This window comes from Bacteroides sp. 2201st1_D9_2201SCRN_220225, from assembly GCF_040928965.1.
GTDB lineage: Bacteria > Bacteroidota > Bacteroidia > Bacteroidales > Bacteroidaceae > Bacteroides > Bacteroides stercoris.
In genome coordinates, this window is sequence record NZ_JBCODG010000050.1 from 1 (window position 1) to 22839 (window position 22839).

13 protein-coding genes are annotated in these 22839 nt (G+C 45.8%); 8 read left to right on the plus strand and 5 right to left on the minus strand.

Going from position 1 to position 22839, the window contains the following annotated elements:
* Positions 1–182 precede the first annotated feature (182 nt).
* The 4 genes from AB5903_RS15345 to rsmA form a co-directional block, all read right to left on the minus strand.
* Positions 183–2594 carry a polysaccharide lyase family 8 super-sandwich domain-containing protein gene (locus AB5903_RS15345; RefSeq protein WP_368117994.1) on the minus strand — a complete coding sequence of 804 codons (2412 nt, stop codon included), beginning with the start codon at positions 2592–2594 and terminating at the stop codon, positions 183–185.
* Between the two features lie 94 nt (positions 2595–2688).
* Positions 2689–4542, minus strand: a complete 1854-nt coding sequence (locus tag AB5903_RS15350; RefSeq protein ID WP_022103897.1) for a DUF349 domain-containing protein — start codon at positions 4540–4542, stop codon at positions 2689–2691.
* Between the two features lie 116 nt (positions 4543–4658).
* A complete protein-coding gene (gene mgtE / locus AB5903_RS15355; protein ID WP_117665752.1) occupies positions 4659–5999 on the minus strand; it encodes a magnesium transporter in 1341 nt (446 codons plus the stop codon).
* Positions 6000–6059: 60 nt separating this feature from the next.
* On the minus strand, positions 6060–6857 hold the full coding sequence (rsmA, locus tag AB5903_RS15360) for a 16S rRNA (adenine(1518)-N(6)/adenine(1519)-N(6))-dimethyltransferase RsmA (protein ID WP_005657531.1): 798 nt from the start codon (positions 6855–6857) through the stop codon (positions 6060–6062).
* 109 nt (positions 6858–6966) lie between these two features.
* Here rsmA and AB5903_RS15365 point away from each other — a divergent pair, with 109 nt between their 5' ends.
* The 6 genes from AB5903_RS15365 to meaB all read left to right on the plus strand — a co-directional run bounded on the left by AB5903_RS15365 (position 6967) and on the right by meaB (position 19726).
* On the plus strand, positions 6967–7950 hold the full coding sequence (locus tag AB5903_RS15365; RefSeq protein WP_195639076.1) for a lysylphosphatidylglycerol synthase transmembrane domain-containing protein: 984 nt from the start codon (positions 6967–6969) through the stop codon (positions 7948–7950).
* A gap of 50 nt (positions 7951–8000) precedes the next feature.
* Positions 8001–9125 (plus strand): acyltransferase, encoded by a 1125-nt coding sequence (locus AB5903_RS15370; RefSeq protein ID WP_005657528.1) that lies wholly within the window; start codon positions 8001–8003, stop codon positions 9123–9125.
* A gap of 84 nt (positions 9126–9209) precedes the next feature.
* On the plus strand, positions 9210–10667 hold the full coding sequence (locus tag AB5903_RS15375; RefSeq protein ID WP_005657527.1) for an aminoacyl-histidine dipeptidase: 1458 nt from the start codon (positions 9210–9212) through the stop codon (positions 10665–10667).
* A 944-nt stretch (positions 10668–11611) separates the two neighbouring features.
* A complete protein-coding gene (locus AB5903_RS15380; RefSeq protein ID WP_368117995.1) occupies positions 11612–17428 on the plus strand; it encodes an alpha-2-macroglobulin family protein in 5817 nt (1938 codons plus the stop codon).
* 114 nt (positions 17429–17542) lie between these two features.
* Positions 17543–18613 (plus strand): DUF1573 domain-containing protein, encoded by a 1071-nt coding sequence (locus AB5903_RS15385; protein ID WP_005657521.1) that lies wholly within the window; start codon positions 17543–17545, stop codon positions 18611–18613.
* A gap of 15 nt (positions 18614–18628) precedes the next feature.
* Positions 18629–19726 (plus strand): methylmalonyl Co-A mutase-associated GTPase MeaB, encoded by a 1098-nt coding sequence (meaB, locus tag AB5903_RS15390; RefSeq protein WP_005657519.1) that lies wholly within the window; start codon positions 18629–18631, stop codon positions 19724–19726.
* Positions 19727–19857: 131 nt separating this feature from the next.
* Here the strand turns inward: meaB and AB5903_RS15395 are convergent, their stop codons facing one another.
* The gene (locus AB5903_RS15395) at positions 19858–20769 is read right to left on the minus strand and encodes a DMT family transporter (protein WP_368117996.1); all 912 of its coding nucleotides are present in this window, start codon (positions 20767–20769) and stop codon (positions 19858–19860) included.
* Positions 20770–20866: 97 nt separating this feature from the next.
* On the opposite strand from AB5903_RS15395, the gene AB5903_RS15400 reads away from it, so the two are divergent.
* A complete protein-coding gene (locus tag AB5903_RS15400) occupies positions 20867–21697 on the plus strand; it encodes an AAA family ATPase (protein ID WP_005657516.1) in 831 nt (276 codons plus the stop codon).
* Positions 21698–21745: 48 nt separating this feature from the next.
* Positions 21746–22750 carry a DUF4435 domain-containing protein gene (locus tag AB5903_RS15405; protein WP_016661911.1) on the plus strand — a complete coding sequence of 335 codons (1005 nt, stop codon included), beginning with the start codon at positions 21746–21748 and terminating at the stop codon, positions 22748–22750.
* The last annotated feature ends 89 nt before the right edge of the window (positions 22751–22839 follow it).

A 22839-nucleotide genomic window follows, 5' to 3' on the forward strand; every position in this document is an offset into this window, starting at 1 on the left:
CCATAAGATTTCTGAGTTAGTTTTATGCAAAGATAGGATTTTTACAAATATTACCCCTCAGGTTTTTACATTGACCCGTATTCGGGTTCAGTTTGAAAACTCGGTGGTCGAATCGGTGGTTGTGTCAAAACAAGAATATCAGCGAGTTCGTTTTGACACAACCACTTTTTATATGCTTATTATTATAAGATTATCACATCTACTCCCGGCTTTAGCTTTTCTTGATTTTGCGGATCGGCAATCTGCATATCCGTCACCTTACCTTTGCTTTTCTTTATTTGTACAACACAGGGCTTCAGGGCTTTTACCTTTATTTCTTCATTGTCGAAAGTGCCGGGCTTGAAGAATACGATTTGCAGAATTCCCGATTTCCGATTATTGACGGCTTGTATTTCCGTATCATTCCGTTCTATTTTCAGATGACGGCAGGAGTATGTTTTCATTTTTTCCGGATGGTTGATTCCCGGTACAACGATATATGCGTAAGATGCGTTTCGGGGAGATTGTCCGTGATTAATGACCAGATTGAATATCGGCATGCTGATTTCCGTAGCAGGATAATTGAAATTGATTTTTGCCCAGTTGCCTTTTTGTCTGTCCATCTTTAGCTTTATATTGTTTCCCTGAGGGAAGAGATAGGCGATGCTGTCATGCCAGATCCATTGCGGAGCCTGCTCAAAAGCAAATTCTCCTTGGGTTGCTTGCTGGAGCGCTTTTCCCGTATTTATCCATACATTTCCATCCAGATGGCATTGATTGACAGTGGTAACGATGTCTGTCGGAACATTTGAACCGATTTCACTGCCTAAGCAAACCACTTCGTTGTCGAACATAAACCATGATTTTTGAGCTTTTACACCATAGTCATCCATCTTGAAAGTCATTACACCGTATTTCCCATCGGACACTCCCCCTGTGAATGTGCAGGTTCCTTTGCTTCCCCAGTCAACGGGATTGCGTTTTTCGCCTGCAGGCAAGGTGGTTCCCGGTATTCTGTCCCACTCCCAGACGGGGAAGATGTCGGCATACTCATTGCCGTTGACGCGAATGTTGGTGGCGCCGTCACTCATATAGGTCCCGTATAGATTTTCACCGTTACCGCTTTCGGTCTTGTTGGTGCGTGTTGAAGAGGTGCGCACGGAAAAGTCGTAATTTTGTCGGTTGTGTAGCATATAGTCTGAGCAATGATACATTGTATTCTTGTCCGAACGCTGATACGATGCTTCCTGGGTGAGGAAACGGCGGGCAATGTCTGCATATTCGCCGGCATGTTTGGCATCAAGGGCCTGCAGGTTTCTGAACAGGGCTGCGCAATCCCCGTAATCCAATGTTCCTTTGCGGCTGACACCTCTGCCTGTTACACTGAAGTCCAGATACCTGCTTCGGAATACATTGAAGTAGGTGTTGCGGATAAAGTTGGAAAACAAGGTGAGTTTCTCCGGATTCATGGCATATTTTGTTCCGTTGAGGATATTGCCCATGCGGACTATGTTGTCAACGAACACTGTTCCGTATCCGCCGATGTAAAGTTGCGGCCCGTGCTGGTGATAAGACAAGTCTTCCTGTATGCCTTCGTTTGCAACGATTTGTACGGGATAGAATATTTCATCGGCATTGATGCGTACAATACTGTCATTCTTCAACAGGCAGCCTCTTATTAAATGATGAATGGCAATGTCCATTTTATTGGCGCCGGTCCATTTGCGTGGGTCGCTGCGTTCGCCCATTACTTTTAAAATAGGCATACGGATTTCGGACGGAAGTTTCCTTTGTCCCGCATCCATCAGAGCAAGGAGCGAGGCTTGTGTTTGCGGAACGGAAATCTGGTTATACCACCAGTTGAAACAGGTAGGGTCTTGTTTCACCCAATACTGCAGGGCATCTCTGATTGCATTGTATAATACCTCGTTACCGTAATAACGTGATTGTTTGTCGGTATATGAGGCGGCTATTGTAACCAAACGTTTCAGGTGTTCTACCGGTTCCCAGTTGGTACGGAAAAAGCAGGCATAATCGAGGTCGCTCCATTTACCTTCCGGAAGCATGGAGCGCAGTAATTTTTCCGTTGCGCAGTCTGTTTGCTGTGTGGTGGTTTTGGCATACAATTCTTCGCGTATCCGTTCAAGTATCTGCTCATATTCATCTTGCGGAATATAGGTTGGGCTTTGGCTTCGCTTTCCGTTGGCGGGATTATAGCGGGCGGAATAGGAAGGGGTCTCACGTTTTATCTTTCCCGCCATTTCCAGGGTAACTACTCCTTTGGCAGCTCTGTTAGTATATATTTCGGCTACGAGGTTGATGTCGTTTTCTGTTCTGCCTTGCGGGTGGTAGACCAACCGTATTATGCCTTCCTCACCGGGTTGATAGGCTTTTTCAGTCCATTCGGACGAGGTGCATCCGCAGCCGGTAATGATGTTTTTGATAGTGAGAGGTTTGTCGCCGGTGTTTACGAACCGGAAGTCATGGCTGACATTCCCGTCTTGTTCCCGGACGGTTCCCCAATTGAATTTGGTTTCTGAGAATGTGATTTCTTGTGCCGGTAGCAGACTGTTTACAGTCAGCAGCACGATTCCTAAAGTCAGAATTCTTTTCATAATTCAGCAGTGAGATTAGATTTAGATAAAAAAGAGGTTATGTCAAAAGCCTTTTATCCTTTTGGCATAACCTCATATTATTAGGTGAGAAAAATTATTCCGCTTCGTTGATTGAATTGTCAATCACCTTGATTTTCTGTTTAACCAGTTCTATGTCACCTTTCAGCTTCTCGACTTTACGGTTAAGTTCGGTCAGGAGGCTGTTGCCTTTCTTGGACGAAGCAGTCAGGAAGCCTAAGTTGTTTTCGTAAGTCTGCAATTCGTTTTTCATGTTTTCGCAGGCGCGTACCAGTTTGTCCCGTTCACGATAAAGGGCTTGCGGGCTGCCTTCCTGGATACTGCTGATGGACGATTTGAAATTACTCAACTTCTTGTTGGAGGCACTGATGTTGAAGTGTTCAAACAGCTTGTCTATCCGGCTGTGGTATTGTTTGTAAATTTTGTCTTTTTCTTTGAATGGTACATGTCCTATGCCGTTCCACTCTTTCATAAGTTCGCGGACCAGTTGGGTGGCTTCTTCCACATCCATTGTTTCGTCAATGGCTGTCAGCTTTTCGATAATGGCTTTCTTCTTTTCCAGATTCTCCTGTTCAACGGAACGTTGTGAGGAAGTTGCCTTGTTTTTCTGTTCAAAGAAGTAATCGCAGGCGGAGATGAACCGTTTCCAGATAGCATCCGAATATTTCTTGGCAACGGGACCTACCGTTTTCCACTCTTTCTGGAGTTTGGTCAGTTCGTCAGCTGTTGCTTTCCAGTCGGTACTGTCTTTCAGGGCCTCTGCTTTTTCGCATAAGGCACGTTTCTTTTCAAGATTCCCGTTCATGCCTTCTTTCAGGGATTTGAAGAATTCCCCTTTCTTCTGGAAGAACTCGTCACAAGCTTTGCGGAAGCGTTCGAATATCTTCACGTTCATCTTTTGCGGAGCAAAACCGATGGTTTTCCATTTATTTTGCAAAGCGATGATTTCCTGGGTTTTGTTTTCCCAGGAAGCGAAGTTGGTAAGTTCGCTGTAATCAATGGCCTCGATGATTTCGCAAATTACGGTCTTTTGGTCGAGATTATGTTGCTCGGCCTCTTTCAGGGCTTCAAAATGCTGCTGGTGACGGCGGTTCACAGTAGTAGAAGCTGCTTTGAAGCGTGCCCATATTTCATCGCGCAGCTCTTTGGCTACCGGTCCTGTATCGCGGAATTCCTGATGCAGTTTCTGCAATTGATGGAAAGCGGAAACAACATCCGCTTCGTCTGCCAGTTTCTCGGCAGCTTCGCAAAGGTGGTTCTTGATTTCAAGATTCTTCTTGAAGTCATATTCACGGAATTCGTTGTTTAGTTTTAAAAGGTCGTAGAACTTTTCGACATACAGCTGGTAGTTCTTCCACAGCTCGTTAATCCTGGCTTGCGGCACGATTTTAACCTCATTCCATTGCTGTTGCAATTTCTTGAATTCCGTATAGTTCTTGTTGGCGTCTTCCGGAGATTCCACCAACTCTTTCAGTTCCTCGATGATGGAAAGCTTGATTTGCAGGTTGAGCTCTTTCTGTTTTTCCTGCTCTGCATTGAGTGCGTTTCTTTTTTCCTTGATGACGGACATGGTATTCTTGAATTCCTCTTCCAAAGTATCGGCTTGTGGAACGAACTCTTCAATAGCTCCCCCATTCTCAACGAACAGCTTCTTGGCGGCTTCCTGCTCTGAGTTATGTAGTTTGTAGAAAGCCTGTTTCAAACCGTCTATCTCCGATTTGGCAGCATTCTCTACATCTGCGGCAATCGCTTTAAGCTTGTTCAGAATCTCTTCTTTAGTGAGTTTTTGAACTGATTCGGCCGGCTTGTCAGTCAAGGTTACCTCAGCGGGAGTTTCTGTTGTTGCCGGCTCAGAAACCTCTGCTGTTTTTTTGTCTTCTTCTAATTCCACCGGCTTGTCGGGGAGATTAGTGTCATGAGTGTCCGTCATTTGTATTTACTTTTTAGAAACGGGATATCCCGTTCGGGTTACATTAGGTTACAAATTAATGAAATAAAATGATTACTTCATACTTTTTTCATCGTTTTTTTTTCGATTTAGCCGTTTCAGGCCAATAGTACGGTGATGCCCATATACATCATCATGCCGATAATATCGTTGGTGATGGATATGAACGGTCCTGTGGCAATGGCCGGGTCCACTTTCAGCTTTTCGAGTGTCATGGGTACCAATGTTCCGAAAATGGAAGCGAACATGACAACGGCGAACAGACTGATGGATACCGAGTAGGTAACTGTGGCCGTACCGCCGAACCGTACAAAATTGTATATATACACCAGCAAGGATATGATGGTTGCATTGATTGCCGCCACTACGGATTCCTTGGCGATTTGCTTGAATGTGTCTTTGGCATCCAAAGAACTGTTGGCAAGTCCCTGTACGATAATTGCAGAGGATTGGGTTCCTACATTTCCGCCTGTACCGCCAATCAGAGGGATGTACAGCGCCATTTCGGGATGTGCGGCGAAGGTAGCGTCAAAATTACCCAATATCATGGAGTTGCCGATACCGCCCAGCATACCGATAAGCAACCACGGCAGGCGTGCGGAAGTCTGGCGCATGACGTTGTCGTCCGTCTCCACATCCTGTGACAAACCGGATGCCAACTGGTAGTCGCGTTCCGATTGCTCACGAACCTCGTCCATGACGTCGTCTACGGTAATCTGCCCTACCAGGCGGCCTATGCTGTCGACGACAGGTACTGCCACCAAGTCGTATTTCTCGATAATCTGCACCACTTCGTCTGTGGGAGTGTCTACATGGACGGAAATGGGGTCTTTCCTCATTACATGCTTCACTTTGGAGACGGAAGGAGAGGTAATCATTTTCTTTAGCGGGAATACACCTTGCAGCCGTTCGTCATCGTCAATGACATATACGTAGTAGATTTCGTCCAACTGTTCGGCTTGCAGGCGCATCTCTTTCAGGCATTCAGGCATACTCCAGTTCTCGTTGACGGTTACCATTTCCGTACCCATCAAACCACCGGCGGTATCTTCATCGTACTTCAAGAGGTCTACGATGTCTCCGGCCTGCTCTATATCCTCAATATGCGACAGTACCTCTTCTTTTTTCTCCTCGTCGAGGTCACGCATCAGGTCTACGGCATCGTCCGTATCCATATAATCCACAAACCGCTTGGCAATGGTTTCCGAAGGCAGAAGTTCCAGGAATTCCTTCCGGACGTCTTCATCCATTTCTACCAGTACGTCGGCGGCTGTTTCGTTGTCGAGGAGACGGTAAACGAAGCGTGCCTCTTCGGGCGCGAGGTCATTACACAGTTCGGCAATATCTGCCGGATGCAGGTCGATAAGAAGCGCCTTGACGTTTTCCGCGTCTTTCTGCTCTATAAAGCTTTTGACTTTATCTATGTATTCTTCGTCTATTTCCATAACTCATAGTGTATTGGTAATAGTGTACCGTTAAGGGCTGAAACCGTTAATTTCTCATTTTTCTGTCGTCTCTTTCAATGCTGTTTCCACCTGATTGGTCAATTCTATAAACTCCTGCACGGAAAGTTGCTCGGGGCGTTTGTTGAAGAGAGGGTCTTCGGTCAGCGGACATTCTTTGCCGAGTATCGGTTTTATGGAATTACGCAAGGTTTTCCGGCGTTGGTTGAATGTAGTTTTTACAACTTGTTTAAACAGCTTTTCGTCACATCCCAATTGCTGCGTGTCATTGCGCGTCATGCGAATAACGGCGCTTTTTACTTTTGGGGGAGGATTGAACACGTGTTCGCTTACAGTGAAGAGGTATTCCACCCGATACCAAGCCTGTATCAGTACACTCAGAATGCCGTATGTCTTGCTGCCGGGACCGGCTGCGATACGCTCGGCAACCTCTTTCTGTATCATGCCCGTACAGCACGGTATCAGTTCTTTGTTATCCAGCATCTTGAAGAATATCTGGCTGGATATGTTATACGGATAATTGCCCGTCAGTACGAAAGGCTGTCCGTCGAACAGGCGTTGCAGGTTCATTTTCAGGAAGTCGTCTTCGATGATGTTATCCTCCAGTTGCGGGTAGGCTTCCCGCAAATAGGCCACCGATTCATAATCCACTTCCACAACTTTTACCGTGCGCTCTTTGGGTAGGAGAAATTGAGTCAGCACTCCCATGCCCGGTCCTACTTCCAATATCGGAAGATTGGGACAGGCGTCTACGGTGTCGGCAATGTCCTGTGCTACTTTCAGGTCTTTCAGAAAGTGCTGGCCGAGAAACTTTTTAGGTTTAACTAATCTCATGTATCAACTAAATCGTTACTTTTGCGGTTCAAAGGTAATCCTTTTCGGCGAATTACGAGTTACAAATCACAAATTACGACGCGTGCCGGATGAATTTTAAGGGAAAACGATGAATAAGATAATAAAAAAAACATTGAAAATCGTGTTGCCCGTTCTTTTGGGCAGTTTTATCCTGTATTGGGTGTATCGTGATTTTGATTTTGAACGTGCGAAAGAACTGCTTTTGCATGGCACTGACTGGGGGTGGATGCTGTTTTCATTGTTTTTTGGCGTAATGAGCCATGTGTTTCGCGGGTGGCGCTGGCGACAGACGCTGGAACCGTTGGGGGCTTATCCTAAAAGGAGCGATTGCGTGGACGCCATTTTCATTTCCTATGCTACCAATTTGATATTGCCTCGTGTGGGTGAAGTGTCGCGTTGCGGTGTTCTGGCTAAGTATGATGATGTATCGTTTTCCAAATCTTTGGGAACTGTGGTCACCGAGCGGTTAGTGGACACCTTGTGTATTCTTTTGATTACGGGACTTACCTTTCTGGCTCAGATGCCTGTGTTTCTCCGTTTCTTTCAGGAAACGGGTACAAAAATTCCTTCGCTGATGCATCTGTTGACATCGCCCTGGTTTTATGTCTCCCTGTTCTGTGTTATCGGCGTGCTGGTGCTTATGTACTATCTGATGCGGATGCTTTCTTTTTTTGAGAAAGTGAAGGGAGTTGTGCTGAATGTATGCGAGGGGGTAATGTCGCTCCGCAATGTGAAGAACATTCCGCTGTTTATTCTCTATACATTGCTTATTTGGGGATGCTATTTCTATCATTTCTATCTGACTTTCTATAGCTTTTCTTTTGCGGAGCATCTTGGCTTTCAGGCTGCAATGGTGATGTTTGTGGGCGGGACGTTTGCTGTAATCGTACCTACACCCAACGGGGCAGGTCCCTGGCATTTTGCCGTTATCACCATGATGATGCTTTATGGTGTGAATGCTACGGATGCTGGTGCTTTTGCACTGATAGTGCATGGCATTCAAACCTTGCTGGTTGTGTTGCTCGGTATCTATGGCGGGCTACATGTTTCGTTGGTAAACCGTACGAAATGAATGACTTGAATTGATACTTTCACAGAAATATAAACACATAAATAACCTATATGTCTGATACTTTATCATCTGCATTTGCAGATACGAAGCCGCATTATAACATACTCGACGGGCTACGTGGAGTGGCGGCATTGACAGTTGTCTGTTTTCACTTGTTCGAGGCTTATGCTACCAGCCATTTGGACCAGAAGATTAATCACGGATATTTGGCTGTTGATTTTTTCTTTATTTTATCCGGATTCGTTGTTGGCTATGCTTATGATGATCGGTGGAAAACAATGCGTATTGCTGACTTTCTTAAACGTCGGTTTATTCGTTTGCATCCTATGGTCATTATCGGAGCGCTTATTGGAGCTGTAATGTTCTATTTTCAAGGCTGTTCTGTTTGGGATGTTTCACAGGTGCCCGTAGTGGCGCTGATAATTGCTACGCTAATGAATGTTCTTCTGATTCCGGCAACTCCCGGTATGGAAATTCGAGGCGTAGGTGAAATGTATCCTCTGAACGGACCGAGTTGGTCTTTGTTTTTTGAATATATAGGCAATATTCTATATGCATTCTTTCTACATAAGCTCTCTACAAAAGTCCTTTCCATATTGGTATTGTCAGCGGGTTGCGGACTGGCCATATTTGCTCTTTGGGGGCCGCTTGGTGATATATGTGTGGGCTTTGCTTTGACGGAAGAAAATATAATAGGTGGTTCTTTACGGTTGCTGTTCTCATTTCCGGCGGGATTATTGTTGTCACGTATATTCAAGCCTGTCAAGGTACGAGGAGCTTTCTGGATAGGGAGTTTCTCTATTGTGGTTTTATCGGCGATTCCCAGAATCGGTGGCAGTGAACATTTATGGATGAATGGCTTGTATGATACTATATGCTTTGCCGTTGTATTCCCTTTGTTAGTCTGTCTTGGGGCTTCGGGAAAGACTACGGATAAAGTCACGACACGGGTTTGCAGGTTTCTGGGAAATATATCCTATCCGTTGTACATGGTGCATTATCCTTTTATCTATCTGTATTATGCTTGGGTTAAGAATGAGAACCTTACATTCATACAGTCTCTGCCGGGTGCGGTAGCACTTGTTGCAGGTTCAGTTGTTTTGGCTTACTTATGTCTGAAACTATATGATGAACCGGTACGCAGGTTTCTATCCCGGCGACTTCGTATAAATTGAACGGGGTTTTACCGATTTTTGCAATTCCGATTAGAGCGATATTGAAAAATAACTCTTATATTTGCGAAAACAACTTTTATAATTATGAGTACAATCTTGCAGTTAGCTCCACAAAATGTGTGGAAGCATTTCTATTCGCTGACTCAGATACCCCGTCCTTCCGGACATATGGAGAGAATAACTGAGTTCTTGGTAAATTTTGGTAAAAGTCTGGGCTTGGAATCATTTGTTGACGAAGTTGGCAATGTCATTATCCGTAAACCTGCTACACCAGGTATGGAAAACCGAAAAGGTGTCATTCTGCAGGCACACATGGACATGGTGCCGCAGAAGAACAACGATACGGTTCATGATTTTACTAAAGACCCTATTGAAACGTACATTGACGGTGATTGGGTGAAGGCCAAAGGTACTACTTTGGGAGCTGACAACGGATTGGGCGTAGCCGCTATTATGGCTGTACTTGAGGCAAAAGACCTGAAACATGGTCCGTTGGAAGCGTTGATAACCAAGGATGAGGAAACGGGTATGTATGGCGCATTCGGCTTGAAACCGGGTACACTAAACGGTGAGATCTTGTTGAATCTTGATTCGGAGGACGAAGGAGAACTTTATATCGGTTGCGCAGGCGGTATTGATATTACGGCTACATTGGAATATAAGGAAGAGACTCCTGCTGCTGATTTAGTAGCTCGTAGAATAACTTTGAAAGGTTTGCGTGGCGGACATTCCGGATTGGAAATCAATCAGGGACGAGGCAATGCCAATAAATTGCTTACACGTATCGTACACGATTTGCTGATTGAGTTCGATTGTCAGTTATCAAGTTTTGAAGGTGGCAATATGCGTAATGCCATTCCGCGTGAGGCACATGCCGTATTGGTATTTAATCCCGAAGACATTGAAGGATTGGAAGACTATATCAAGGAATATGAGGTACAGATTAATGAAGAATATACTTCGATTGAAGAAGGCATTGTTGTAAAACTGGAGAACGTAGACTTGCCTGCTGCCATTGTTCCCGAAGAAATTCAGGATAATATGATTAGTGTATTAATGGCCTGTCAGAATGGGGTTATGCGTATGATTCCTACTGTTCCCGATACAGTGGAGACTTCTTCCAATCTGGCCATTGTAACGATTGGCGGCGGTAAGGCTGATGTTCGTATATTGGCTCGCAGCTCTTGCGATACGATGAAAGATTTCCTGGCAGATAGCCTGACAGCATGTTTCTCTATGGCAGGTATGAAAGTAGAACTGAGCGGCAGTTACTCCGGCTGGCAGCCCAATGTGGATTCTCCGATTCTGCATGCCATGACGTTGTCCTATAAGCAACAATTCGGTGTAGAGCCGGCTGTAAAGGTGATTCATGCAGGTTTGGAGTGCGGTATTATCGGCGCCAACTGTCCGGGACTTGATATGATTTCTTTCGGACCGACGTTGCGTTCACCGCATTCGCCCGATGAACGTGCATATATCCCGTCTGTAACGAAGTTCTATGACTTCTTGGTTGCTACTTTGGAACAGACTCCCGAAAAGTAATTTTCTTTATACATAACAATGTGAAAGCAGAGTGTGGTTGCGCTCTGCTTTTTTTATTGCTGCCATTTTCATCCTGGTCTGTCAGAATTACTTTGCTTTCCTGACATTTTGTCCTTGCTTGCTACTGTAATATTGCAGGAAATTGATTTAGGTCAAGAAATATGTTTTAAAACATGTTTTTCTATATGTTTTCACTTGTAATCTTGAACAAAGGCCTTATTTTTGTGTTGTAAAACATAGAAATGATAGGATAACAAGTTATTTTTAAGAATAACAAGATTGATTTTAGGAGGATAACAAAATGAAAAAGTTAAGAAAATTGTTCAGACATTTCGGTGAAGCCGATAAGAACATTTGGGGTTATGTAATGCTTTAAGCATTCATTCCCCCTTTTTAAGAGAGAAAGTAGTTTTCAGTTTTCAAGATGTTAGTTTAGTTTTTTAAGGTTATGAGAAAGAAAATAATGGATTCATTCAGACGTATTCTCGCTGAGGTAGGTCGTAATGAGATGTTGATGATGGGATATACCATCAAGAAATAAAGAAAAAAGTGTTTTCAGGGTATCAGTTTAATTTTTAAGATTATGGGAAAAAAGATTGTAAATTCTTTTAAAGACATTCTCTCCAGAGTTGGTGAGAATTGGATTGAAGCAATGAAGTATTATAACTACCCGAGATGAGTGTAGTAATTGATAAGAAACCGGGGGATATGTTCTGAGAATGTATCCCCCGGTTTCTTTTTATAACCGTAGGTTTTTATGTCAGTATATGCTTTGTTTCTTTATTTTTTCTAAAAAGCTGGTACAATGTGGTTATTATTTTGTTATTTTTACAGTGGACATTCATGTAGCGGAGATATGAATGCAGCTAATCATACAGATAAATCTTTATTGTTTGATTCCTGATTCGCATAAAAAAACAAAAACTAATAACAATAGAATAGCTATGAAGAAATTCCAAAGATTTTGTACATTGTTTCTGCTGATGATCGGGTTGTGCTCCTTTGCTTTGCACGCTCAGTCCTATGCAGGTTTGTGGAGGCAGGTGGAGCAGGCTCAAAAGAAGAGTTTGCCGCAAACGGTAGTGAAGCTGACGGAGAAAATCTACCGGAAAGCCGAGTTGGAGAAAAATGCTCCGCAAATGCTCAAGGCATATATCTGTCGGGAGGCCTATCAGGAAAGACTGACTCCGGATAGCCTGTATACGAATTTGAAGAAGTTGGAAAGTTGGGTGGAATCGGAGAAAAACCTGGTAAATAAAGCTATTCTGCATTCATTGCTTGCCCGCGAGTATTCGGACTATATGCGGCATAACCGGCGGCAGTTATCAGACCGTACGGCGCTGGATGTGGACGAAGCTCCTGCCGATATCAGGGAATGGAGTACTAACCTTTTTGTTGCTAAGGTAGATGAACATAACCTGGCTTCATTGAAGGACTCTGTTCGTTTGCTTGAGGTCTCTTCCAAGGAATATGTGCCTTTTGTCGAGCTGGAAGATGGAAGCCGCTTCTATGGGCACGATATGTATCATCTGCTGGCGGCCCGGGCTGTCGATACTTATCAGTTGTTGGACGGCTTTCAGGTGGATACATTGCAACGTGCCCGCATCAACAGTGTTTATATAAATATGATAAATGCTTATCGGCATCGCGTTGGGGCAGAAGATGCGGTAGTGCTGGCAACGCTTGATTATTGGAAGTGGAAAAGTACCGGCGGCGGTATAAGTCGGGAGCCTTATACCACTTATCGGGAACGGAAAGAACGGCTTGATAAAGAGCATCTTGAAGTGTTGGATAATCTGATTCGGGAATATGGCGGTCGTGAGATTTGCGCGGAAGTTTACATTGATAAAGCCGGTTGGCTTCGCGGTTTGGGAGCGTCTTATATGGATGAGGTTTTGCAGGTATGCGATGAAGGAGTGAAGCGCTATCCGGCTTATAAGCGTATCAATGAACTACGGAACATAAGGGAGAGTGTTTTGCAGCCTTATTTGAATGTCAGCACTCAAGAGAGCGTTTATCCCGGTGATTCGTTGGAGTTGAATGTGGGTTATCGGAATCTGAAAGGTTTTACACTGAATCTCTACCGTACGAATCTCTCCGAAGTGCCCTGGATGGATGCCGGAATCAACAAGGCTTTCTATCAGAAGCATGCCCGTAAATTATCAGCTACCCATTTTGAACTGAAATCTTCGGACAGCAAAAGCGGGAAAGAGGGAGAACTGTTGAGCGGTTTGCAACGTATGGTTTTGAAATGCCATGTGCCGGACGAATTAGGCGTATATATACTGCAAATTGTACCTGATGCCGCAACGGCCCGTACTGCAGAGCACTTTCTCGTCTCGACCCGCTTCAAGGTGTTGACGCTTTCTTTGCCGGATAATAAGATGGAAGTGGTTACGGTGGACAGCCGTAGTGGGCAACCCATTTCCGGTGCAAAGGTCAGTTTCTATTCCGCTTACAATGAAGAAAACCGCAAGCTGGTGAAAACAGTTATCACCGGTACCGGTGGAAAAGCGGTTGTGGAATGGGATAAGGCTATCCGCAGTTATGTGGCACGTAAGGGAACGGATACAGCCATGATGCCTCAGAATGTCTATTTGAACAGATATTACGAACGCGGAGAGTCACGTCCGGAAGAGCATATCACCCTGCTGACAGACCGCGCCTTGTATCGTCCCGGTCAGACCGTTTATGTCAAAGGTATCGCTTATGAACAAGAGGCGGACAAGGCTCACGTTTTGGCAGGGAAGAGTTATCAAGTACGTTTGTTGGACGTCAACAGGAAAGAACTGGTACAGAAGAATGTAAGTACCAATGAATTCGGTTCCTTTACCACTGAATTTGCGTTGCCTGCAGTCTGCTTGAATGGTAACTTTACAATTGATGTAAAAAACAACGCTTCCGTTTCCGTACGGGTGGAGGATTACAAACGGCCTACCTTTGAGATTACCTTTAATCCGGTGGAGGAGGCTTTCTGCTTGGGAGATACAGTGGATGTAACAGGCAATGTCAAGGCATATAACGGGACGGCAATTCAGGATGTTCCGCTGACATATACCGTTACCCGTCGCAGTAACCGGAGATATTGGGGAGATGGGGCCGTATCGCTTGTTTCGGATACGGTGCAACTGGATGCAAAAGGCAACTTTTCCATTCCTGTTGTTCTGAAGCCGGATACGGATGCGGATAATACGGGTAGGGAACGTTTCTCCTATCAGATAGAGGTAGCAGTGACAAGTGATACAGGTGAAACGCAGACTTCGCATTACTTTCTGAACGCTACCCGTCGGGCTTATTTCTTTGTGTCCGACATCAGCAGGGAGTTATGCAAAGAAGATTCCATATCGGGAATGCTGTCGGTAATGAATGCCGTTAATGAAACGCTGTCCATGGAAGGAATGTGCCGTCTTTATCCCGTTCTTGATTCCAAGATGGGAAAAATCTCCGACAAGCCGGTTTATGAGAGTGCGTTTATGCCGGGCGAAAAGAAAGACTTTACAGCTTGGAAACAACTGCCGTCGGGAGAGTACCGCTTAATTCTGTCGGTGCGCGGTCGCGACGGCAAGGAAGTCAGCAATGCGGACAATGCGGTGAACATTGTACTGTTCTCGCTGAAAGATGAACGTCCGGCTGTGTTTATGGAAACTTTCCTTTATGAAAAGAATACGGAGTTCGATGCGGCTCATCCGGCAATCTTCTATTTTGGCACTTCCATGAAGGACGCATACGTCCTGGTAGATGTTTTCGGGCAGAAAGGCAGATTGGAGAGCCGTACTTTGTCGCTGAACGACTCGATTCTCCGTATGGAATATCCTTATCGGGAAGAGTACGGAGATGGGGTTGCCGTGCAGTTTACTTTTGTAAAGAACGGACTGCTATATACCCGTAGGGTGGAATTGAGGAAACGTCTGCCTGAACGGACGCTGGATATGAAGTGGGAAGTCTTTCGCGACCGTTTGCGTCCGGGGCAGGAAGAAGAGTGGAAGCTGGTCATCAAAACTCCGCAAGGTTTTCCCGCCGCAGCCGAGATGCTGGCAATGATGTACGATGCTTCATTAGACCGGATTTATAGCCGTAACCAGTCATTAAGCGTTTATTACAACCGGTATATTCCTTATTACTATTGGGATATCAGTAATAACAACGGAAAGAGTTATGCTCCTTACTTCCCGGTGAAGTCATGGAGAGTTCCTGCTTGGCGCTTCGACTATTTCTGTTCTCCTTATAACGGGGGGGCGGAAGTACTGCAAATAGTAGAGAACGATGCGGCTCTCTGCGAGCCGGTAATTATGGGGTATGGAGCCACACGGACCAAAATGGAAACAGGACGTGCAGTTGAAGTGAAGTATGTTCCGGTACAGGTAGAAGAAGGAGTGGCAGATGTTGTTTTTGAGTCGGAGACGATTCCGCTTGATGAACAGGCGTTACAGCCTATGGCCGATTTGCGTACTAATTTTGCGGAAACGGCTTTCTTTTATCCTCAGCTACGTACTAATGAACAAGGAGAGGTCGCTTTTTCCTTTACCATGCCGCAGAGTCTGACACGCTGGAATTTCCGCGGTTATTCCCATACTAAGGATATGATGACAGGCATGCTTGACGCTACTGCTGTCACCGCCAAAGAGTTTATGCTTACTCCGAATATGCCCCGCTTTGTACGGGTAGGCGATAAGACACAGATAGCTGCCGGCATTGCCAACCTGACGGGTAAGGCAATAAAAGGCACAGCCGTATTCACCCTTTTCGATCCGATGACGGAGAAGATTATTTCCACCGGTCGCCAGAAGTTCTCGGTGGAAGCCGGAAAGACAGCATCGGTTAGTTTCCGGTTTGATGTAACAGACCGTTACGAACTGCTTGGTGTCCGTATAGTTGCCGACGGCGGTACTTTCAGCGATGGTGAACAGCATCTGTTGCCTGTACTGAGTGATAAGGAATATATTACAGAGACGCTTGCCATGCCCGTTCGTGGTGAAGAAACGCGTACTTTCTCGCTGGACAGTCTGTTCAACGGTAACAGCCGTACGGCAACCGACCGTCGCTTGACCGTGGAATTTACAGGCAATCCGGCATGGTATGCCGTACAAGCCCTACCTGTACTGAGTGAGCCTTCAACGGATAACGCCATTTCCTGGGCAACCGCTTTCTATGCCAACACTTTGGCGGGATATATTGCAAATAGTCAGCCGCGCATTAAAGCGGTATTTGATAACTGGCGTCTGTCGGGTGGAACAAAGGAAACTTTCCTCAGCCGGTTGGAGCAGAACCAGGATGTGAAGAATATTCTGTTGGGCGAATCTCCTTGGTTGCTCGAAGCTACTACAGAGGCTGAACAGCAGCAGCGTATCGCTACCTTATTTGATGTTAACCAATTAAATTACCGTAATATGGCATCCTTGCTCAAACTGAAAGAATTACAGGGCGAGGATGGTGCATGGAGCTGGTTCGGCGGCATGTCCGGCAACCGTTATGTAACGGGATATATCACCGGACTGCTTGTCCGTCTTTCTTTGCTTACGGATAAGGCATTGCCGGAAGAAGCAGCGATGATGAAAGCCAAGGCCTTTGACTATCTGAACAAAGAGGCTCTGAAAGAATACCGTGCTATCCGCAAGGCAGAGAAGAATGGAACGAAGATTACCGTTTTGTCGGATGCCACTATGGAATATATGTATCTGGTATCTCTCGGTTCGGTAAAGCTCTCCGGAGAATATGCAAAAGCATTCGGTTACTTCCTTACCAAGCTGGGACGTAATCTTGAGAGCGGTACCATGATCCGTAAAGCGCAGACAGCCGTTATCCTGCAGAAGGCAGGACATAAAACGGAAGCGGATGAGTTTATAGCTTCCATAAAAGAACACCTTGTACAGACGGATGAAATGGGAGCTCATTTTGCTTTCCATGCCAATCCTTATACTTGGGGTATGATGCCTGTACCCGCTCATGTAGCTGTAATGGAAGCTCTGCGCGAGGCAGGCGGCAATGATGCTTTAGTAGAAGAAATGAAGCTTTGGCTGCTGAAACAGAAACAGACGACAAGCTGGGATTCTCCGGTAGCTACTGCTGATGCGGTTTATGCGTTGTTGTGTCAGGGTAGCAATTTGCTGGAAAGTAAAGGAGATGTCCGCATTACTTTGGGTGATAAGGTGTTGGAGACTTTCTCTCCTGCAAAGACCACCGTACCCGGATTGGGATATGTTAAGGAAGTCTTTGCGCAAGGCAGTCCTGAGGTGAAAGCAAAGTCCGTTACCGTAGAGAAAAGGGATGCGGGCATTGCATGGGGAGCTGTCTACGCACAATTCTTGTCGCCCATATCCGATGTGAAGCAGCAGGGCGGAGCATTGAACATTGAGAAGAAACTCTTTGTAGAGCGCATTTCGGCCGACGGGCAGAAATCTTTGCAACCGTTGACAGAGGTAGCACAGCTCTTCGTGGGTGATAAGATTGTTTCCCGACTTACTGCCCGTCTGGACCGTGCCATGGATTTCGTTCAGTTGAAAGACCAGCGCGGAGCTTGTTTCGAACCGGAAAATTCGCTTTCGGGTTATCGCTGGAACAACGGGGTCGGATATTATGCGGAAGTGGAAGATGCAGGAACCAATTTCTTCTTCGATCATCTGGGTAAAGGCGTTTATGTATTGGAACATAGCTACCGGGTGGCTCGTGGTGGTACGTATGAAACCGGACTGGCTACCGTGCAGTGTGCCTATGCGCCGGAATATGCTTCTCACTCTGCTGGAGGAACTGTTATTATTAAATAGGTCGGATAGATTTACTTGCTATCGAATGTTTATAGGTTATAAAAAGCAGAACGAAAATCTGTGTATCTCGCTTAAAAGCTTTACATTTGTGCAACTAATTTAGAAGCAATATAAATGAGACGCAGTTTTATCACTCTATATGCGATTGCAGCTACGGCATTGACTGCCGTAGCTCAACCGCGTTTTACCTCTAATACGGAAACGTATGATTTCGGGCAGATTGAATGGAAACATCCGGTGACGGTACAATATTCCATAACAAACACAGGTGACCGGCCTTTGGTGCTTACCGAGGTGGAACCCGATTGTGCCTGTTCCGTGGCTCAATGGACAAAGACACCTATCGTCCCGGGAGCAAAGGGAACCGTCAACGTCACTTTTGATGCGGAGGCTTTGGGGCATTTCAACAAATCCGTAGCCATTTACTGCAATGCACAACCCCATCTGGTCTATTTGAAGTTCAACGGTGAGGTGGTGCGTGAAATCAAGGACTTTACCAAAACCCATCCATACCTCATCGGACAGATACGTATTGACAAGAACAGTCTTGATTTTCCCGATGTACAAGCCGGTGAGAAGCCGGTGATGCATATCGGGGTAGTGAACCTGTCCGATCGCCCATACGAACCCGTGTTGATGCATCTGCCGCCCTATCTGCAAACGGAAGTAAAACCCAATGTCCTGCAAAAAGGGGAGAAAGGGGTCATTACCGTCACATTGGATTCCGAACGGCTGACGGACTTCGGACTGACGCAGTCCTCTGTCTATCTGGCACGTTTTGCAGGCGACAAGGTGGGCGATGAAAATGAGATACCTGTTTCCGCCATTCTTCTGCCGGACTTTTCGGGCATGAGCGATACGGAAAAGGCGAATGCTCCTGTTGTCAACCTTTCTATCAAGGATATTGACATGAGCACAGCATTGGCAAAGAAGTCGAAGGCACGTCAGGATATTGTTATAACGAATACCGGACGTTCTCCTTTGCAAATCAGCAAGCTTCAGGTATTCCATCCGGCAGTGGGAGCCGGTTTGAAGAAGAGCGTGCTGAAACCGGGCGAAAGCACCCGTCTGCGTGTAACGGTTGTAAAGCGGAATATTGGAAAGAAACGCCGTCATCTGCGTTTGCTGATGATTACGAATGACCCGATGCAGCCGAAAGTCGAGATTAATATTAAAGCGAAATAAACCATAAATCTTACCATGGAACATCCAGAAAATAGCGGAGAATATAAAGGTTTGGTTGTCAATGCAGGCATTGAGCAACCTTCGTCCGTAAATCCTTATTTGAAGCGGAAACCGAAAAAACGTCAACTTTCCGTTGCAGAGTATGTAGAGGGCATTGTGAAAGGTGATGTTACGATATTAAGCCGTGCCGTGACACTGGTGGAGAGCGTAAAGCCCGAACATCAGGCCATAGCGCAGGAGGTGATAGAAAAGTGCCTGCCGTATTCCGGCAATTCCGTTCGCGTAGGCATCAGCGGTGTGCCGGGAGCCGGCAAAAGTACGTCTATCGATGTATTCGGATTGCATGTATTGGAGAAATACGGCGGCAAGCTGGCTGTGCTGGCCATCGACCCCAGCAGCGAACGCAGTAAGGGCAGTATCTTGGGCGACAAAACGCGCATGGAGAAACTCTCCGTTCATCCCAAATCCTTTATCCGTCCCAGTCCCTCGGCAGGTTCGTTGGGCGGTGTGGCGCGTAAGACGCGTGAAACGATTGTACTTTGCGAAGCTGCCGGATTTGATAAGATATTTGTAGAGACAGTGGGTGTGGGACAGAGCGAGACGGCTGTACATTCAATGGTGGATTTCTTCCTGCTTATCCAACTTGCCGGTACGGGCGACGAGCTGCAAGGTATCAAGCGCGGCATCATGGAGATGGCGGACGGTATCGTCATCAACAAGGCGGATGGGGATAATCTGGAACGTGCCAAGCTGGCTGCTGCCCAGTTCCGTAATGCACTGCACCTTTTCCCGGCTCCGGAGAGCGGCTGGACACCGCAGGTCCTGACCTATTCCGGCTTCTACAATATAGGAGTACAGGAAGTATGGGATATGGTATATAAGTATATAGACTTCGTGAAAGATAACGGCTATTTTGAATACCGCCGTAACGAGCAAAGTAAATATTGGATGTACGAAACCATTAACGAACAACTTCGTGACAGTTTCTATCATAATCCTACAATTGAGGCGATGCTGGCCGATAAAGAGAGTCAGGTATTAAAAGGTAATCTGACATCCTTTGTTGCTGCCAAGAACCTGTTAGATACTTATTTTGCGGGATTGAAAAATTAGTGGGATGCACTAGGCATCTTCCCCCTTACTATTTGTTTTTAGGCACGGATTACACAGATTTACTTTATTCTTTTCCGTGCAATCCGTGTCTAAAAGAAATCACCAACTGCATTTTGACAGTCTCTCGTTTCCTACACCTCTTTCCCTTCCTTCTCAAAGTCTTTGCGTGATTTGCTTTGCGTAACGATATATACACCGAGAAATACCAGTGCGATGGCAATACCTTTTTCCATATTGAATGTAGCCATGCCGACTATGACTGTAACGATTGAAGCCACGATAGGTTGCATATAGTTGTACATGCTTACTACTGTGGGGCGCAACAGCCTTTGTGCCGTCATGATACATATATAAGCCAGGAAGCTGTCGCCTACCACCACATAGCCTACTTGTAACAGTGCCGCAGTAGAGGTTTCAGCCCATTGTATGGCGGCTACATCATGGTAAGAGAAAGGGATATAACACATGGAGGCATATACAAACATCCATTTGTTCAGGGTTATAGGAGAGTATTTCTGGGATAATCCTTTGAATACGGTCAGGTAAATAGAGAAACTGATTTGGGCGATGAGGCATAGCAAGTCACCCATGATGCTGCCATTGCCGCTTCCTGCATTGCTGCTGCTCATAATCAGTATCAATGCGCCCATGGCGCCTACAAAAATGCCCAATACTTTTTTATTCGTAACGGGCTCTTTCAGATAAATGGCAGCTACAATCATGGTTACGATAGGAAGAGTGGTGGTTACGATAGAGGCATCGATGGGGGAAGTCATAGACAGTCCGAAGATATAGACTCCCTGATTGAATACCAGTGCGAAGAGTGCGGCAAAGAATATCTTCAACATATCCCGATGGTCTACCTGCTCGCGTTTGCAGAACAGTGAGAGCAACCAGAAACAGGCTGCTGCACCTACCATGCGAAAAGTGGTGACGGATAGAGCTGAGAACTCGACTAATGCGGATTTGCCGACAGGTGCCATTAATCCCCATAGGATATTGGCGGTCAGAGCGAACAGATGACCTTGTATGTTCTTGTTCATATTGTAAAATGTGTATTATTTGTGGTGAAAAACGCTGCAAAGGTAACTATTTTCTCAATCTCTTTCTTTATATTTGCTACACGAATATATAGAAACCATGGAAGTACAGGCCAATTACATCAGACGTATCGAAATACACGGATTGTGGCACCGATACGATATAGCTTGGGAGTTGCGTCCCGATGTCAATATACTTTCCGGCATCAACGGAGTAGGGAAGACTACGATTTTAAACCGTTCGGTGGGCTACCTTGAGCAAACTACGGGAGAGGTAAAGAGCGATGAGAAAAACGGTGTACATGTTTTCTTCGACAATCCGGAAGCGACTTTTATTCCTTATGATGTAATCCGCAGCTATGACCGTCCTCTTATTATGGGAGATTTCACCGCCCGCATGGCAGACCCGAATGTAAAGTCCGAATTGGATTGGCAGCTCTATCTGCTCCAGCGCCGTTATCTTGATTATCAGGTGAATATCGGTAACAAAATGATTGAGCTGTTGAGCGGTGACGAACAGCAACGGAGTCTGGCTCCCGCCTTGTCTGTGCCTAAACGGAAATTTCAGGATATGATTGACGAACTGTTCAGCTATACCCGTAAGAAAATCGACCGTAAGAGCAATGACATTGTCTTTTATCAGGACGGCGAACGGCTTCTGCCCTATAAACTCTCGTCCGGCGAGAAACAGATGCTGGTAATCCTGCTGACCGTGCTGGTGCGTAATGAGGAGCATTGTGTGCTTTTCATGGACGAGCCGGAAGCGTCGTTGCACATCGAGTGGCAGCAAAAACTTATCGGTATGATACGCGGACTCAATCCGAATGTGCAGCTCATTCTCACCACCCACTCGCCTGCCGTGATAATGGAAGGCTGGCTGGATGCGGTGACCGAAGTGGAAGATATTTCAACGGTGATTGGCAGCAGGTGAGTATCAATCGCACATCACTGAATATTCATTATTAAATCAACATTTATTTTGGCAACATCTCTCCGACATAATCTTACTTCAGCCTATTTGGACGCCGCACACAAATTCTCGTCAAAGAAAGGGCGCAGGCGTATTGTGGCGTATGTGGAAAGCTATGACGACATTGCTTTCTGGCGTACCCTTCTGGCTGAGTTCGAGAATGAGGAGCGTTATTTCCAGGTGATGCTTCCTTCCGCCACTTCGCTGGCAAAGGGCAAGAAAATGGTGTTGATGAATACGCTCAATACCACGGAACTTGGACGTAGCCTGATAGCTTGTGTGGACAGTGACTATGACTTTCTGTTGCAGGGAGCCACCAATGTGTCGCGGAAGATAAACCGTAATCCTTATATTTTCCAGACCTACGGGTATGCCATTGAGAATTTCCATTGTTTTGCCGAAAGCCTTCATGAGGTTTGTGTACAGGCAACACTGAACGACCGTCACATCCTTGATTTCCCCGCTTTCCTGAAACGCTATTCGCAGATAGCCTATCCGCTGTTCTTATGGAACGTTTGGTTTTACCGCCGGCACGATACGCATACATTTCCTATGTACGATTTCAATTCCTATGTCCGTTTGCAGGAAATAAACCTGCGGCATCCTTACAGTGTCTTGGATGCCATGCAGCGTACGGTATCTGCCAAACTTTCCGAAATGGAAACCCGTTTCCCGCAGTATATAGAGGATGTTGACCGGTTGGGTGAGGAACTGCGGAAATTAGGATTGGTTCCCGACAATACCTATCTCTATATGCAGGGGCATCATATCATGGATTGTGTGGTCCTGAAGTTGCTGATACCCGTTTGCACCGTACTGCGCCGTGAACGCGAGCAGGAAATTAAACGCCTGGCAGAGCATAGCGAACAGTTCCGCAATGAACTGACGGGTTACGAAAACAGTCAGGTCAATGTATCCGTCATGTTGAAGAAAAACAGCGGTTACAAGAACCTTTATCTCTATCAGTGGTTAAAAGAAGACATCCGCGAGTTTCTCGAACGGGAAAAGCTCTGACGCACTATTTATACTTTATACCTCATATTTTATACCTAACTGTCATGGATATACTAAAGAATATCGACGAATTATTGATTTCTTGGGGA